Annotated in this window: 17 protein-coding genes; 12 read left to right on the plus strand and 5 right to left on the minus strand. The window is 66.6% G+C overall.

Going from position 1 to position 15,294, the window contains the following annotated elements; genetic code table 11:
• Window positions 1–59 precede the first annotated feature (59 nt).
• Window positions 60–620: a carbonic anhydrase gene (locus tag JZ791_RS06275; protein WP_216893219.1), complete on the plus strand. Its 561-nt coding sequence runs from the start codon at window positions 60–62 to the stop codon at window positions 618–620.
• 81 nt (window positions 621–701) lie between these two features.
• Window positions 702–1,601 (plus strand): ADP-ribosylglycohydrolase family protein, encoded by a 900-nt coding sequence (locus JZ791_RS06280; RefSeq protein WP_216893220.1) that lies wholly within the window; start codon window positions 702–704, stop codon window positions 1,599–1,601.
• Between the two features lie 373 nt (window positions 1,602–1,974).
• On the opposite strand, the gene JZ791_RS06285 is transcribed toward JZ791_RS06280, so the two are convergent.
• Window positions 1,975–2,706, minus strand: a complete 732-nt coding sequence (locus JZ791_RS06285; RefSeq protein WP_216893221.1) for a DUF7873 family protein — start codon at window positions 2,704–2,706, stop codon at window positions 1,975–1,977.
• A gap of 282 nt (window positions 2,707–2,988) precedes the next feature.
• On the opposite strand from JZ791_RS06285, the gene JZ791_RS06290 reads away from it, so the two are divergent.
• The 4 genes from JZ791_RS06290 to JZ791_RS06305 are packed head-to-tail and all read left to right on the plus strand — an operon-like array spanning window position 2,989 to window position 5,966.
• Window positions 2,989–3,279, plus strand: coding sequence for a putative quinol monooxygenase (locus JZ791_RS06290; protein ID WP_216893222.1), 291 nt, complete (start codon window positions 2,989–2,991; stop codon window positions 3,277–3,279).
• 6 nt (window positions 3,280–3,285) lie between these two features.
• The gene (locus JZ791_RS06295) at window positions 3,286–4,272 is read left to right on the plus strand and encodes a fumarylacetoacetate hydrolase family protein (RefSeq protein ID WP_216893223.1); all 987 of its coding nucleotides are present in this window, start codon (window positions 3,286–3,288) and stop codon (window positions 4,270–4,272) included.
• Between the two features lie 40 nt (window positions 4,273–4,312).
• Entirely contained in the window at window positions 4,313–5,086 is a 774-nt protein-coding gene (locus tag JZ791_RS06300; protein WP_216893224.1) for an SDR family NAD(P)-dependent oxidoreductase, read from the plus strand.
• Window positions 5,079–5,966 (plus strand): SDR family NAD(P)-dependent oxidoreductase, encoded by an 888-nt coding sequence (locus tag JZ791_RS06305; RefSeq protein ID WP_438804482.1) that lies wholly within the window; start codon window positions 5,079–5,081, stop codon window positions 5,964–5,966. The genes JZ791_RS06300 and JZ791_RS06305 overlap by 8 nt, the downstream gene beginning before the upstream one ends.
• Before the next feature lie 340 nt (window positions 5,967–6,306).
• Here the strand turns inward: JZ791_RS06305 and JZ791_RS06310 are convergent, their stop codons facing one another.
• Both JZ791_RS06310 and JZ791_RS06315 read right to left on the minus strand, forming a co-directional pair.
• A complete protein-coding gene (locus JZ791_RS06310) occupies window positions 6,307–7,470 on the minus strand; it encodes an alpha/beta hydrolase family protein (RefSeq protein ID WP_216893225.1) in 1,164 nt (387 codons plus the stop codon).
• 47 nt (window positions 7,471–7,517) lie between these two features.
• Window positions 7,518–8,090 carry a cupin domain-containing protein gene (locus tag JZ791_RS06315; RefSeq protein ID WP_216893226.1) on the minus strand — a complete coding sequence of 191 codons (573 nt, stop codon included), beginning with the start codon at window positions 8,088–8,090 and terminating at the stop codon, window positions 7,518–7,520.
• A gap of 206 nt (window positions 8,091–8,296) precedes the next feature.
• Here JZ791_RS06315 and JZ791_RS06320 point away from each other — a divergent pair, with 206 nt between their 5' ends.
• On the plus strand, window positions 8,297–8,956 hold the full coding sequence (locus tag JZ791_RS06320) for a TetR/AcrR family transcriptional regulator (RefSeq protein WP_216893227.1): 660 nt from the start codon (window positions 8,297–8,299) through the stop codon (window positions 8,954–8,956).
• On the plus strand, window positions 8,953–9,726 hold the full coding sequence (locus JZ791_RS06325; protein ID WP_216893228.1) for an SDR family NAD(P)-dependent oxidoreductase: 774 nt from the start codon (window positions 8,953–8,955) through the stop codon (window positions 9,724–9,726). Before JZ791_RS06320 ends, JZ791_RS06325 begins: the two co-directional genes overlap by 4 nt.
• A 16-nt stretch (window positions 9,727–9,742) precedes the next feature.
• Here JZ791_RS06325 and JZ791_RS06330 read toward each other — a convergent pair whose 3' ends face one another.
• Entirely contained in the window at window positions 9,743–10,780 is a 1,038-nt protein-coding gene (locus JZ791_RS06330; RefSeq protein WP_254205290.1) for a hypothetical protein, read from the minus strand.
• 75 nt (window positions 10,781–10,855) lie between these two features.
• The gene (locus JZ791_RS06335) at window positions 10,856–11,392 is read right to left on the minus strand and encodes a helix-turn-helix domain-containing protein (RefSeq protein WP_216893229.1); all 537 of its coding nucleotides are present in this window, start codon (window positions 11,390–11,392) and stop codon (window positions 10,856–10,858) included.
• A gap of 29 nt (window positions 11,393–11,421) precedes the next feature.
• On the opposite strand from JZ791_RS06335, the gene JZ791_RS06340 reads away from it, so the two are divergent.
• From JZ791_RS06340 to JZ791_RS06355, 4 genes are all read left to right on the plus strand, one after another.
• Entirely contained in the window at window positions 11,422–12,609 is a 1,188-nt protein-coding gene (locus JZ791_RS06340; protein WP_216893230.1) for a pyridoxal phosphate-dependent aminotransferase, read from the plus strand.
• Window positions 12,610–12,951: 342 nt separating this feature from the next.
• Window positions 12,952–13,326 (plus strand): hydrogenase maturation nickel metallochaperone HypA/HybF, encoded by a 375-nt coding sequence (locus JZ791_RS06345; protein WP_216893231.1) that lies wholly within the window; start codon window positions 12,952–12,954, stop codon window positions 13,324–13,326.
• Window positions 13,284–14,153, plus strand: coding sequence for a hydrogenase nickel incorporation protein HypB (gene hypB, locus JZ791_RS06350; RefSeq protein ID WP_216893232.1), 870 nt, complete (start codon window positions 13,284–13,286; stop codon window positions 14,151–14,153). The genes JZ791_RS06345 and hypB overlap by 43 nt, the downstream gene beginning before the upstream one ends.
• Window positions 14,154–14,233: 80 nt before the next feature.
• Window positions 14,234–15,289 (plus strand): NADH-quinone oxidoreductase subunit B family protein, encoded by a 1,056-nt coding sequence (locus JZ791_RS06355; RefSeq protein WP_216893233.1) that lies wholly within the window; start codon window positions 14,234–14,236, stop codon window positions 15,287–15,289.
• The last annotated feature ends 5 nt before the right edge of the window (window positions 15,290–15,294 follow it).

Raw genomic sequence — 15,294 nt, forward strand, 5'->3', positions numbered from 1 at the left:
GGTGCCCACAGAGAGAACGACTGTTCTATCTACTAGTGCCACCGATAGGAATCCAGACCATGCCCGGTACGACGTCCTCCTCGAACTTCGCTACCTACCTGGAACGTAATAAGCAGTTCGCGGCCACCGACGCCAAACAAGACATTCCCGCGATCCCGTTCATCCCCTTCCGGCAGCTCTACATCGTGACCTGTATCGACCCGCGGGTCGAGCCGGCCGCCGTGCTCGGCGTCGAATTGGGGGAGGCGATCGTGGCCCGCAATGTCGGCGGACGTGTCACACCCTCGGTCGTCAAGGACCTCACCTGGATCTGCCACCTGCACGAGAACAAGACCCCCGACGCGGACTGGTTCGAGGTCGCCATCATCCACCACACCGACTGCGGCTCAGCTCTTTTCGCCGACGAAGACCTGCGTCGCAGCTATGCCGCGCGCGGCGGTTACGACGACCGGACCGCGGCCGACATGGCCGTGCTCGACCCGGCCCAGACCGTCCGGGAGGATGTCGCGCGACTGCACGCGGCGCCCGAATTGCAGGCCAGCGTCGGCTCTTTCAGGATCGGCGGGTATGCCTACGACCTGAAGACGGGTCTGATCACAACCGTCGTCGACCCGGCCTGACCGAGGCGAGGGCCGCGGATCGAGCGCGACGCGGGGCCGATCATTGCGCTATGCGGTCGAGGTTGAGAGTATTTGATCGGTATGCCATTACACTCTGATGTCGCCCGCGACAGCCTCGACGGCTTGTCGGTCGGCGACGCGCTCGGCGCTCAGTTCTTCGTTCCCGGTTCCTCGCTGTCGGATCTTCTCGCCGGACGGCCACCCGCCCCGCCGTGGCCGTGGACCGACGACACCGAAATGGCCTGCTCGGTCTACACCGAGATCCTCGGGCGTGGCGACATCGACCGCGACGCACTGGCACTGGCCTTCGCCGACCGCTGTGAGCCCTACCGCGGCTACGGCGGCGGCACGGTCGTCGTACTCCATGAGATCCGGGACGGTCGTCCCTGGGCCGAGGCCGCAGGCGCGGCGTTCGACGGACGCGGATCCTGGGGCAACGGGGGCGCGATGCGGGTCGCGCCACTCGGCGCGTATTTCGCCGGAGATCCGGACCGCGCGGCGGGCCGAGCCGCGCTCTCGGCCGAAGTGACCCATCGGCACCCCGAAGCGATCGCCGGCGCCATGGCGGTAGCCGTCGCCGCCAGCCACGCCGCGCAAACTCGCGAAACCGGCTGCACGCCAACCGAACTGCTTGCCACGGTCGACCCCTACCTGATCGACGGCCACACCGCCGCCGGTATCCGCCGAGCCGTGAAGCTCCTGGGCAGATCGGTGGCCGAGGCGGCCTACGAGCTCGGCAACGGCGCACGGGTCAGCGCCCAGGACACGGTGCCCTTCACCCTCTGGGCCGCGGCCACCTTCCTCGACGACTACCCGGCCGCCATCACGGCCTGTGTTCAGGCCGGTGGTGATGCGGACACCACCGCGGCGATCGTCGGCGGCATCGTGGCGGCCCACACCGGAATCGGCAACCGCGACAACGTCCGTGGCATACCGGAGGCATGGCTGTCCGCTCGCGAACCTCTTCCCTCGTGGGTATGAGCAGAGCCCAGCGGTTTGGCCTACCGCCGGGCTCCGGTTGCCACCCATATGACACCTCGGGGGCGGGAACGAATCAGGTTGTCGGCGACGCGTCCTACCGTTGGACCACCTCCGCATGAGAGCGCGGAGAGCCGGAGATGAGCCGGCACCTCGTCGCGGTCGTCCGTTCCTGACCTCCTATGGTTCGGGTGGCGAAATACTCAATCTGGAGCGAGAGTCTGAGCTTGCCGCGGCTGCCTCTACCGATTGGGCTACCCGGGCCCGTGCCCGGGGCGGGACTCGAACCCGCACTGTCACCGCGATATCAGTGTCATCTTCAGTTTGAGCTTTGCGCTCCTCGCGCTTCCCTGCCGGGTGCCGGCAGGGAAATCTATTACCGGAACAGGTATCCGAACACGGCGTCGCCGACCCTGCGGTCGGTCACGTCCGCGGCGTTGGCCTCTTCGCGGGCGAACTGCACTGCCTGGCTCAGCTTTTCGATGCGATCGACGAGTTCGTTGATCCGCCGCGCGGGCAGGGCGCCCGAGAACTTGCTCGTGGTCCAGTAGCCGACCGCGATGTCCTCGTAGTACACCTCGACCTGCGCAGGGTGCTTCTCGGTCGCCTCGGCCTTGACGTGATTGCGCGGAATCTTCTTGGTACGGATGGTCCGCACCGGATCGGTCCGCCACGTGTCCGAGGAGTCGTCGAACACCCATGCCTCGGCGGCGTCGAGCACCGGCAGCTTCTTGACGAAGGTGAGCAGCTCGGCCAGCTGCTTCTCGAGGAACAGCAGATAGGTGACCGGAGCGTCGGTGAGCAGCGTCTGCCCCTCGACCGTCACATCGGCCCTGGCCTCGCAGTTCGCCCAATCCTTGGTCGCCGTCACATCGAACAGCCGGGTCAGCGTGGCCGCGGTCCGGCGCAGCACATCCTCCGACTTCACCTGCACGCGAGTCGATTCGGGCGGCAGCTGCTCACCCTCCTCGTCCTTGGGCTGGTAGGACCGCGAGATGCCGGCGAGCAGCGCGGGCTTCTGCAGGGTGGCCTGAGTGCCGGCCAGATCGCGCAGCGCTCCGCTCTTGATACCCTTCTCCACCGCGATGATCTGATTGAGCTTCGCCATAGTGCCTCCCTCCCGACAGCTTTCGTGCTTCGAGACCGAATACGTTGTGTCGCACCCGAAATTGCCCGAGTGCTGGACCGACGGTACGGCACCGGAGTGTCCGGCGCATCCGAATATTGGCCGCAGACCTCGACTCGGCGGATACGAGAGCGACAGGCATCGCTGATACCTGCCATCGCGATCGGCATTTTCCCAGCGGCCGGGGATGCCGCCTACCGTAGCCGGGGATGCTTCGCACTCCCGCCAACGTGCTTGCAGTGAAACACAGTTGAGGAGTCACCGATGAGTTACGTCGTCACCGCCACCTGGACCGCGCGGTCCGGCCACGAGGCCACCGTCCGCGAGGCGCTGGAAAAGCTGACCCCGCTGTCGCGTCAGGAGCCGGGCAATCTGTTCTACCAGGCATATCAGTCTCCGGACGAGCCGTTGGTCTTCCGCCTGTTCGAGATCTACGACGACGAACAGGCATACGCCGCGCACGGCGCCTCCGCGCATTTCAAGGAGTACGGCCACGATCTGGCCATCCCGCTGCTCGAGTCCCGCGAACGGGCATTCCACGAGACGATCGGCTGAAATCCGATGCGACTGGCAGCATTCCGGCGCATCGACGAGCCTGCCGGGACTCGTCGTGTGGGCCTGGTCGTCGGGGACGAGGACCGGTGGTCGATCCACCCCTTCGCCGCGGGCACCGAGATGATCACCCTGCTGGCAACGGGTTCGGCCGAACGTGAGGGGTTGGCCGAGGCGGCGGTTCGGAGTGACGGGCTGCGGTCCGAGGAGGTGGTGCTGCTCGCTCCGGTGTATCCGGTGGCGATGCGTGACTTCCTCACCTTCGAGGCGCACGTGGACGGAATGGAACGCGGCCATGGCAATCCGGGGCCGCCCGCGCAGTGGTACGAGGCTCCCGTATTCCTGTTCATGGCGCCGCACGCGGTGACCGGGCCCTACGACGACATCGCGATGCCCCCGGACACCGAACGGCTCGATTTCGAGCTCGAGATCGCGGCGATCGTGTGCCGGGACGCGCGGAACGTCACCCCGGCGCAGGCGCGCACCGCGATCGGCGGCTACTGCGTGATGAACGATTGGTCCGCCCGTGACGTCCAGAGCAGGGAGATGACGCTGAAACTCGGCCCGTCCAAGGGTAAGGATTTCGCGACGACGATCGGGCCCTGGGTCGTCACGGCCGATGAACTGGAGGACTGCCGGGATGCCGACGGGTTCCTCGACCTCGAGATGAGCGTCACGGTGAACGGTGAGCGAGTGGGCGGCGACCGCTCTGGGCATATGGGCTGGTCCTTCGAGCAGCTGGTGTCCCATGGTTCACGTGCCTCCTGGGTGAAGGCCGGTGAAGTGCTCGCCTCGGGAACGTGTGCCTCGGGGGCGCTGGCCGAGTCCTGGGGGCGCTCCGGATCGCTGATTCCACCGCCGCTGTCGGTGGGTGACGTCGTGGAGATGACCATCGATCGGCTGGGAACCGTCCGCAACACGATCGTGGCGGCCGGTGATGTGCCGTCGCCGGTCGCCCCGGCCCGGCGTCACACGACTCAGGAAGCTTCGGCATGAATCTGTCTGTGGTGAAACATATTCGGGCGGTGATGCTCTGATGACCGGTCGGCTCGAAGGCAAGATCGCGCTGATCACCGGGGTCGGCGGCGGCATAGGCGTCACCGCCGCGCGCCGATTCGCCGCGGAGGGCGCTCGGGTGGTGGGCTGCGATATCGATCGGGACAGCGCGGCGGCGACCGAGAAGTTGGTGCGCGCCGAGGGCGGTGAGATCACGGTGATGGGCGGGGTGGACCTCGGGGACGCCGAGGAGGCGCGATCCTGGGTCGATGCCGCGGTCGCGACCTACGACGGGATCGACATCCTCTACAACAACGCGTCCACCCAGCGGTTCGCGCCGATCGAGGAACTGTCGGTCCAGGACTGGGATTTCACCATGCGCAACGAGCTGAACCTGGTCTTCTACACGGTGAAAGCCGCGTGGCCGCACCTGAAGTCGTGCGGTGGCGGCTCGGTGATCAATGTGGGATCGATCGCCGCGTTGCGCGGCGTGGAGTTCATGGCGCAGAACGCGCACAGCACTGCCAAGGGCGGTGTGATCGCGCTGACCCTGCAACTGGTCGTGGAGGGCGGTCCGCATGGCATCCGAGCCAATGTGATCAGCCCCGGCCTCACCGAAACCCCCAATACCGCACCGATGTTGGCCGATCCACCGGAGCGGATGCGCAAGGTCGTGCTGGATCGGATACCGCTGGGCCGTCACGGTCAGCCCGAGGACATCGTCAACGCCGCGGTCTTCTTGGCTTCCGACGAATCCTCGTGGATCAGCGGCGCGAACATCGTCGTCGACGGGGGAGGGTCGGTCCTTGGCTAGCTCATCCGAGTCCGGCGGCGAGACGGCCAGTGAGACGGCCGTACGGCTGACTGGCGAATCAGCTGGTCGACAGTCTGGTGAATCGGCCGGTCGGCCATCTTGTGAATCGGCCAGTTGGCTCGGCAGTGCACCGGCCCGTCGGCTCGCTGACAAGATCGTCGTCATCACCGGCGCTGCCCGAGGCCAAGGCGCGGCCGAGGTCGAAGCACTCACCGTCGCCGGTGCGACAGTGGTGGCGACCGACGTGCTGCCCTTCAGCGGAGCGACACCTGACGCCGTGACCCGTCGCACGCTCGACGTCACCGACGCCGAAGGTTGGAAGCGGCTCGCGCAGTGGCTCACCGTCGAGTACGGGCGAGTTGACGCTCTGGTCAACAACGCGGGCGTGGCCGCCCGGGAACGGCTGCCGAACGTATCCCTGGAGACCTGGCAGCGAACCTTCGACATCAACGTCACCGGACCGCTATTGGGCATCCAGGCACTCGTGCCGTTGATGCGGGCCGGATCATCGATCGTGAACATCTGCTCGGTCGCCGCGCTGGCCGGACATGCGGCCGCCGCCTACACCGCCAGTAAGTGGGCGCTGCGGGGCCTGACCCGTTCGGCGTCACTCGAGCTGGGGGAGAGGGGAATTCGAGTCAACGCGGTAATGCCGGGCCTGATCGACACCCCGCTCATGGCATCGGCGTCACCGGCCTTCACGGGAGCCGCCCTGACCGAGATCCCACTCGGCCGCATCGGGCAGCCCGCGGATATCGCACCGACGATCGTCTTCCTGATCTCCGACGATTCGGCGTACTACAACGGCGCAGAACTGGTGATCGACGGCGGCCTCACCGCACACGTTTCGCACAAGCGGATCGCCGACGCCACCCGCTGAGTCATCTTCCCGAAGACGGCTCGATCGGATTCGTTTGCGGCGTTGGAGCATCGGGCAGTGCGCGGATTCTCGCACCGGTGATCGCGTTCCCGGTGTCCGACGATTCGGCGTATCGCAACGGCGATGAGCTGGTCTCCGAAGCGGCCTCACCGCGCACGCATCACACGACCGGATCCCACCGCTGGGCTTCCTGCCGGACGATGTCTCGAGCGGATTCGTCCTCAGCAGTGCGTTGTTGGTGACGCTTTGCCCGTGACTCGCATCCCAATCCGCCGGGGCAACGTACAGCCGAACTGATGACCGGTCAGTGCTTGGACAGCGAACGACAGCAAGAATTCCTTTACTCGGCGGCGCAGACAGCGAATCTGTCGGCGACCCAATCGGCGATGTAATCGCGCACGTACGGCAGATGGTCCAGGCCGATGTGCTCGGCGCCGCCCTCGGCGGCGGTGAATATGCGCAGTTCGCGTTTGGGGCTGTTGACGGCCTGGTCGTAGGAGCGGTGGGCGTAGTCGACCGGGATCTGCCGGTCGCCCTCGCCGTGCACGATCAGGAACGGCACGGTGATCCGCTCGACGATCCCGTCGAGGTGGACGCCGTCGGCATAGGCGATGAACTCCTCGACGGTGTCGAAACCCCACACCCACAGCACATGCTCCCAGTAGTGCGGCACCGGGCGTTCACCCTCGCGCTCCAGCCGTCGTCGCTGCACCGCGCCCCAGTTGTGGTTGGCGCCCCAGGCCACCACCAGTGCCAGCCGCTTCTCGAACGCGGCGGCGCGGGGAGCGTAGTAGCCGCCCAGCGACCAGCCCGCGAGCCCGATGCGGGCAGTGTCGACGTCCTCGCGGGTCTCCAGATAGTCCACGCACGCGGTGGCGAAGTCCTCGGTCTCGATGCGGGATGTCAAGCCGCCCAGTCGAAGTGCCTCGCCGCTGCCCGGTGTGTCGACCATCAGGGTGGAGATGCCCCGGGCCGCGAGTTCCTCGTGGGTGAAGGACGCGTAGATGTGTTCCTTGGTGCTGTCGAGGCCGTTCCACAGGATCAGCACCGGTACCCGCCCGTGGTCGGCGGCGGGCGCTGTGTGGAAGTAGGCGGGCAGCGTTGTGCCCTCGAACGGGATCGCCACCCGAGTGGTGCGGTGGTCGACGGTGTCGAATGCCTTCTGCTGCAACTCCAGAACCCGCCCGTAGGTGTCGAGCCGCTGCGGCGAGGAGGCGCTCTGCATGCGCTCGGCCTGGCACAGATAATTGGTGGCCCGGGTGTACAGCTTGCCGGCCGAACGCAGATGCCCTGCCTTCTCGGCGGTTTCGGCCCGCGCCACCGCGGTTTCGGTCAGCGCGGTCCAAGCCGCCAGCAACTCCCGGGTCCCGGCGTCCTCACCCCGCGCGGCGGCCTCGCGGATCGGTCGGCAGGCGCGGTCGACCTCATCGATGAGCCCGCCGCTGTTGAGGGTGGCGGCGACGCTCAGGTTCCAGATGTAGTTCCCGGGAAAGTATTCGAACATCGGGCTTCCTTTTCGGTTGCGGTGCGGGAGGTTTCGATGAATCGCCGTCAGTCCCGCGGGCCGCCGCGCATGAGCCCGGCGAGGCCGTCGGGCAGGGTGGCCGCGAGTGCGTCGTCGAACGCGCCGCCGACGAGAACGAAGACCACCCGGGCGATGTCGGCGCCGCGGTTGGCCCAGGCGTGGTTGGTGCCGCGTTGTACGACGATGTCGCCGGTGCGCAGCGTGACCTCGGATTCGTCGAGTATCAAAGTGATTTCGCCGGACAGGACGATTCCGTAGTCGATCGACGCGGTCCGGTGCACCGGCGACTGGAGGCCCCGCTCGTCCAGATGGCCGGGGGCGAACTCGTTGATCCTGATCTTCGTGCCGCGCGGGGGCGGCGGAACGGCCAGTGTGCGCCGCGTCGGCTCGTCCGGTTCGAGGGCGGTGATCGGCGCCGGGGCGCCCTCGGTGTTCCAGACTTCATGGAAAAGGACGCCCTCGCCGGGCAATTCGCGACTGACGGGGATCGGCCCATCGGACACCACGATCGACCTGCCGCCGGAGCCGTGCCCGGTTACCACGCGGCGCGGCAACGGCCCGCTCGCGGCGGGCTCACGGTTTCCATCGTGCGTTGTCATGAGCCCAGTCAGCCCGATGATCCCGGGGGTGAGCAAGGTTGTCCGGCATCGCGTCCACTGATCGCTGGTATCGATCCGATCGAGCGATGCCGGAGTGCCTCGCCCGCCCAGCGGTTAGCGGTACCGTTGCCAGTGGTGGTACTCGGCTGCGGGTGAGCTTATGCACATATTGTCCCAGTGGGACAATTTATGACTAGATTGGAGTCGTGACCAGCGAACGGCAGATCAGCGACCGGCGGCACGAACGCAGCCGCCGATCTCGGGCGGCCATGGCAGCCGCCGCGCTCGACCTGTTGCTGGAACGCGGCCTACCGGCGTTCACGGTGGAGGAGATCGCGGCGCGAGCGGGTGTCACCCGACGCACGTTCAGCCGTCACTTCATCGATCGAGCCGATGCCGTTCTGGACCACATCCGCTCCGACGGCCACCGGATCAACCGAGCGCTGCGCGAGCGGCCCGCCGGCGAATCCCTGCTGACCGCCTACGACCGAGCCACCGCGCTGGGATTTCGCGATATCGGTCCCGAACTCGACTGGGCGCGCCGGCACGCGCTGTTTCGCGCCATCGACCACGAGCCGACGCTGTTCGCGGCGTATCAGCGGATTCGCGTGGACGCACAGGAAGAGTCGGTGCGAATTCTGGCCGAGCGGATCGGTGTCGACCCCGACGTCGATCCGCGTCCCGCCGTGGCCGTCGGCATCGGCGCGGGCACCTTGACCGCCGCACTCACCGCGTGGGGGCGTGAGCATGATCCCGCGTCGCTGCCCACCGTATTGCGCATGTACTTCGACTCCCTGGGCGCACTGCTGCCCCCGGAGCCGCCGCACATCATCGACCGAACATCAGGAAAGGACGAATCATCATGAGCCACAACGCTCTCGACTATGCTACGGAGTTCTCCGGTAAGACCGCACTCGTCACCGGCGGCGCGTCCGGCATCGGCCTGGCCGTCGTCGAACGACTGGCCGCGGGCGGGGCCGCTGTCGTGATCGCCGACTACAACGCCGACCAGGCCCGTACCGTCGCCGAGCGGCTGGCCGCCACTGCCAAGGTCGTGGCGACCCCGCGGATCGACGTCTCCGACCCGGCCGGTTCGGAATCGGCCGTGACGTTCGCGGTGGAAACCTTCGGCCGTCTCGACCTCGCGGTGAACAACGCCGGGATCGGCGGCCCGGCACTGCCCACCGGCGAATACGAGATCGAGGCCTGGGACAAAGTGATCGCGACCAACCTCAGCGGCGTCTTCTACGGCATGCGGTACGAGCTGCCTGTCATGGCCGCGCAGGGCTCGGGTGCGATCGTCAACGTGTCATCGATCCTGGGCACCAACGGTTTCGCGGGTTCACCCGCCTACGTCGCCGCCAAGCACGGCGTAGTGGGACTCACCAAGACCGCGGCGCTCGAGTACGCACCACAAGGCTTGCGCGTCAACGCCGTCGGCCCGGGCTTCATCGAGACACCGCTGCTGGCCGAAACTCCTGCGCCCGAGCACGAGCAGCTTGTCGCCTTGCACCCGCAGGGCCGCCTCGGCCAGTCCGAGGAAGTGGCCGAGCTGATCGCCTTCCTCCTGTCGGACCGCGCGTCCTTCGTCAACGGCAGTTACCATCTGGTCGACGGCGGCTACTCGGCACGGTAGGCCGCTTAGCCACTGTTCACGAACCGGCCAGGACGGCGGCGCGGGCCACGAGGGCGTCGGCGATGTGGCGCGGACGGCGGCCGAGCCCGCACGAGCAGGCGACGCCGTCGACGCGGCGACCGAGTGCGTTCTCTATGGACTGCAATGTCTTTCGCTGTTCGGTCTCGGTGGGTGACTCGTGTACGAAGCCCGCGTAGAACCGGGTGCCCTCACTCAGCGACAGGTCGGCCAGCGGCGCGTAGAAGCGGCCGCTGGCCGCCGGTGGTTTGGCGCCCGCGGCGAACGGAGCGTGGACGTACTCCAGTGTTCGGCCCGATGGCCAGTGGCGCACAATGGAATTGGTCAGGTCGACGAGTGGTCGTGCGGTGCGCAGCGGTATTCCCCTGTTGTGCAGGCTGCCGAGGCACAGGTGCACTCCGAGGCGAGTGCGTGCCGGAGCCGCGGCGGCGAGCGCGGTGATTCCCTCGGCCAACGCCATCATTCGCTCCACCGTTCGGTGCAGTGGCTGGCTCAGTGCCATGAGCGCCAATTCCGCCGGGGCTTCCAGCTGGATGACGACGTTCTCGCCGAGTGACTGGACGATCGCGGCGATATCGCGGATCGTCGCGTCGACGAAGCCCTTTCGCTGGGATCGCCGTATGCCCCGCATGCCGAGTGCGATGCCCGCCAAGCCGAGATCGGTCGGCATGCCGATCTGCAGCGCGAGGTCCTCTCTGTCGTATGCGTCACGCAGCGCGGCGAATACGGGCATGGCCTCGGCGGCCTCCCGGTGGTAGCCGAGATCCATGAGATCCCCGGCCGGTGTCGTCCTGCCCGGGAGGCGGTATCTCGGTATGTCGCGAAGCGTCCGCCACTGGCCGGGCTTGCGAACCTCCAGCATCCCCTGGGTGACAAGATCTTCCACGATCGGGCGGATGTAGTACTCGTAACGCCGTGTCTCGCCGGTCGGCAGAGTGCGCAGCAGCGGACCTGCGCCGTCCAGCATGGCCCGCATCGCCGCGCCGGTGCTTTCGGCAGGATAACTTCCCACGAAATGCACACCGCGCGAATACATGTCGACAGTGTACGTGCAAACTGCCGGCAGGCCATCGTGTCGATCCACTGTCCCACATCGCCACGGTTGCCGGGTTCAGTGGTGGATCATGATCAGGATCGCGTCGTTGGCATCCTCCAGGCCCTGGTAGACGTGTGGCTGTGCGGCGTCGAAGTGCACCGAATCCCCGGCGTCGAGCGTCGTCGGCGCCTCGCTCGGGCCGGTCTCGACCCGGCCGCGGGTGACGATCAGGCATTCCTCGACCCCGCGCAGATGAGCCCGCGAGTGCTGGCGGTCGGACGTGACGTCGAGTTCGTACACTTCGATCCATCCGGGCGCGTGAATGCGATGCAGCAGCCGGGCGTGTACCGATTCGCCGGCGACACGCGGCCCCTCGCCGGCGCGAACCACGGTGCCTTCGGGCGAGGCGCTGTCGAGCAGTGTGCCCAGCGGAACCTCCAGTTCGGTCGCCAGCGACCACAACGTGCTGAGTGTGGGGTTCGCTTCGCCCTGTTCGATGGCATGCAGCGTGGTCTTGCTCAGGCCGGCGCTGGTGGCGAGGTCGGCCAGCGAACGACCGGCGGCCTCCCGCAGTCGCCGGGTGTTGTGCCCGATCTGGCGCGCGATGTTCATCGTTCCATTATATTGGTACGTTGTATCGGTTGAGTGAGATAGAGGAAGTTGCCGACATGAGCGTGTCCCGGCTTGCGCACATACCCGGGATCGGAGTCGACGAAATCGGCGACGCGGCGGACGCCGCCGCGGATCCCGACCTGCTGCGCCTGGAAAATCTCGACACCGACCTCCGGCCGCCGCAGGTCGCTGTCGAGGTCACTCATCACGCGATCGAAGACGACGACGCCAACAGCTACCTGCCATTTCAGGGCCACGCGGCGTTGCGTGAGGCGGCCGCGTCGCATGTCGGCAGGATCAGTGGGCGCCGGTACGATCCCGCGACCGAATGCGTCAGTGTGGCAGGCGGTCTCAACGGTGTGCTCAATGTTTTGCTAGCGATCAGCGAGCCCGGGCAGGAAGTCGTCATCGCCGATCCGATCTACGCCGGGCTGATCAACCGAATCCGCCTCGCCGGTGCGATCCCACGCCATGTGCCGTGCACTGCGACGCCCTCCGGATGGGAGACCGACCCCGCGGAACTCGCCGCCGCGATCGGGCCGAATACCGCTGCCGTGCTGGCCATGTCGCCGGCCATGCCCACCGGAGGGCTGCTGGGCCGCCCGCATTGGGACGCGATCGCCCAGGCGGTGGCCGCCCACGGTTGCTGGGTGGTCTACGACGCGGCGATGGAACGCATCCGCTTCGACGGGCAACCCCCGGACCACCCGGCCAGTCACCCCGGACTCGCCCCGCGGACGATCACCATCGGTTCGGCGTCGAAGGAACTGCGAATGATCGGCTGGCGGGTCGGCTGGGTCGTGGGCCCCGCCGAGATCATGAGCGACATCAGTTTGGTCGGCATGGCCAACGTCGTGTGCCAGGTCGGAATCTCGCAGCAGGCGGTCGCCGCCGCTCTGAACGCCCCCGACGCCGACGGCGATGTCGCCGCGGCCACCCGTATCTGGCAGCAGCGTAGCGACAGGATCCTTCGGGAGCTGAGCGACTACCCCTGCATTCCGCCGCGCGGCGGCTGGTCACTGCTCATCGATACGGCGGCCTTGGGCCTGTCCGCGACGCAGGCGTCCCAGCGACTGTTCCGGCGGGGCAGGATCGCTGCCACTCCGATGGACGGTTGGGGCCCACGCGGTGCGAATTATCTACGGTTGGTTTTCGCGAATGAACCGATCGAACGGCTCACCGACCTTCGCGAGCGATTCCAGGCGGCCCTCGGCTGAGCCCGCGTCGCGTACCTTATCGCGTCGGGGTCCTCGGCGGGCGGTGCCGGGAAGGTGTCCAGTGCGGATACTATCCCGCGGCCGTGCCGATCCAGGCCGCCGGACGCACGGCGCAGGCGAGCGACGCCGACCCGATATCACCGCGCGACGCGTCGCGCGAGGCGTGACGCGGACCTGCGGAGGTCCGGGCCTGGGTTGTGGACTGACGATGGGTCCGCCTTACCAGTGCCTCTCGCCGGTGAACAGCGGTGACAAAGCGTCGTCCGGGCACACCGCGCGGGAGTACGCTGAGTGCGTCGGCGGTCGAGTGGCCGACGGATATCCGAGGAATCGAGATATCTCATGCACGAACTGGCAATCGCACAGGGGATCGTGGGCGGGGCGTGTGAGCATGCGGCGGGTCGGCGAATATATCGCGTGACCGTCGCGGTCGGAGCGTTGTGCGCGGTGGTGCCGGACGCTCTGCGATTCTGTTTCGAGCTGGCGGCGGAGGATACCCTCGCCGCGGGTGCGGAGTTGATCGTCGAGGACGTGCCCGCCCGGGCGGCGTGTCGATCCTGCGGCCGCGAGTTCACCCTGCGTGACGCGATTCCCTTGTGCGAGTGCGGAAGTGCGGATATCGATATCAGCGGGGGGAGAGATCTGCGAATTCGTTCGATGGAGGTGAGTGATTCATGTGCGCGACCTGCGGATGCGGAGGCGACGGCGGAGCGGTGATCACCGGACCGCGCGAGCATGATCAGCGCGGAGACCACGACCATGTGCACGACCACGGAAGCGACGCCGATGGACACACCCACGGCGATCATGCCGGGGGCGACGACCATCCGCACGATCACGCCCACGCGCACCCGGCGACGGAGACCGTGATCCTGGAACAAAAAGTGCTGGCGAAGAACGACGAACTGGCCCAACGCAATCGGCGTTGGTTCGCCGAGCGCGACATCCTCGCCCTCAACCTGACCAGCTCACCCGGCGCCGGCAAGACGACCCTGCTCGAACGCACCATCCGCGACTGCGCCGACATCCCGATCGGCGTCGTCGAGGGAGATCAGGAGACCCTGCTGGACGCCCGGCGGATCGAGGCGACCGGATGCCGGGTCGTGCAGATCAATACCGGCGCGGGTTGCCACCTGGACGCCGAAATGACAAGGCGTGCACTGGATTCACTGGACCCGGCCACCGGGAGCGTGGTCTTCATCGAGAATGTCGGGAATCTGGTGTGCCCGGCCCTGTTCGACCTCGGCGAGCAGGCGAAGGTCGTGATCATCTCGGTCACCGAGGGCACCGACAAACCGCTGAAGTATCCGCACATGTTCGCGGCGGCAGGACTGGTGCTGATCAACAAGATTGACCTGTTGCCCTACGTCGACTTCGATCTCGATGCCTGTGTGCGCCATGCGCGAACGATCAACGCGGGTGTTCCGGTACTGGCGTTGTCGGCCACGACGGGCGAGGGGCTGGGCGACTGGTACGACTGGCTGAGTCGCCGCCATAATTTGATCACCGGCTCATCCATTGAGGTTCGGGTCACGCAAGCATAAACTGATGTGGTCTGTATCACAGTTTGAAACGCCTTCGAGCCAGACTGGCCAGCTCCCCGCCCGGCTCGGGAAGAAGCGCTATGCCTACACAGGAAGCAGTTAAAGCCGAACAAACGCTGATACATGTTCTATGGATCAACGCAGGCCTCAGTTGTGACGGTGATTCGGTGGCTTTGACAGCCGCTACCCAGCCCAGTATCGAGGAGATCGCACTCGGCGCGCTGCCCGGCCTGCCGAAAATCGCCGTGCATTGGCCGCTGATCGATTTCGAATGCGGCCCGACCGGCGGGGCGGATGATTTCCTCGAATGGTTCTTCAAGGCCGACCGGGGTGAACTCGAGCCGTTCGTGTTGGTCGTCGAGGGTTCGATCCCGAACGAGCGGCTGCACGGCGACGGCTACTGGTGTGGTTTCGGAAACAACCCCGAGACGAATCAGCCGATGACCACGAGCGAATGGCTGGACCGGCTGACGCCGAAGGCCACCGCGGTAGTCGCGGTCGGCACCTGCGCCACCTACGGCGGAATTCATGCGATGGCGGGTAATCCGACCGGTGCGATGGGAGTTCCGGACTATCTGGGCTGGGATTGGAAGTCCAAGGCCGGCATCCCGATCGTCTGTGTACCCGGGTGCCCGATTCAGCCTGACAATCTGTCCGAGACGCTGACCTATCTGCTCTATATGGCGACGGATCAGGCCCCGATGATCCCGCTAGACGAATCCCTGCGTCCCCGTTGGCTTTTCGGGGCGACCGTGCACGAGGGCTGCGACCGCGCCGGATACTACGAGCAGGGCGACTTCGCCCACGAATACGGCTCGCCGAAGTGCATCGTGAAACTCGGATGCTGGGGTCCGGTCGTGAAATGTAATGTGCCCAAACGTGGCTGGATCAACGGTGTGGGCGGATGCCCCAATGTCGGCGGTATCTGCATCGGCTGCACCATGCCTGGATTCCCGGACAAGTTCATGCCTTTCATGGATGAGCCGCCGGGTGGAAAGCTCTCGTCCGCGGCATCGGGGTTGTACGGATCGATGATTCGCAGCCTGCGGCACATCACCGAGCGCACGGTCGACAAGGAGCCGCATTGGCGGCATACGGGCGAGAAATTGGAAACGGGCGCGACGCGCACGTGGTAGGAGGA

The sequence above is a fragment of the Nocardia alni genome, assembly GCF_019038435.1.
GTDB classification, from domain to species: domain Bacteria; phylum Actinomycetota; class Actinomycetes; order Mycobacteriales; family Mycobacteriaceae; genus Nocardia; species Nocardia alni.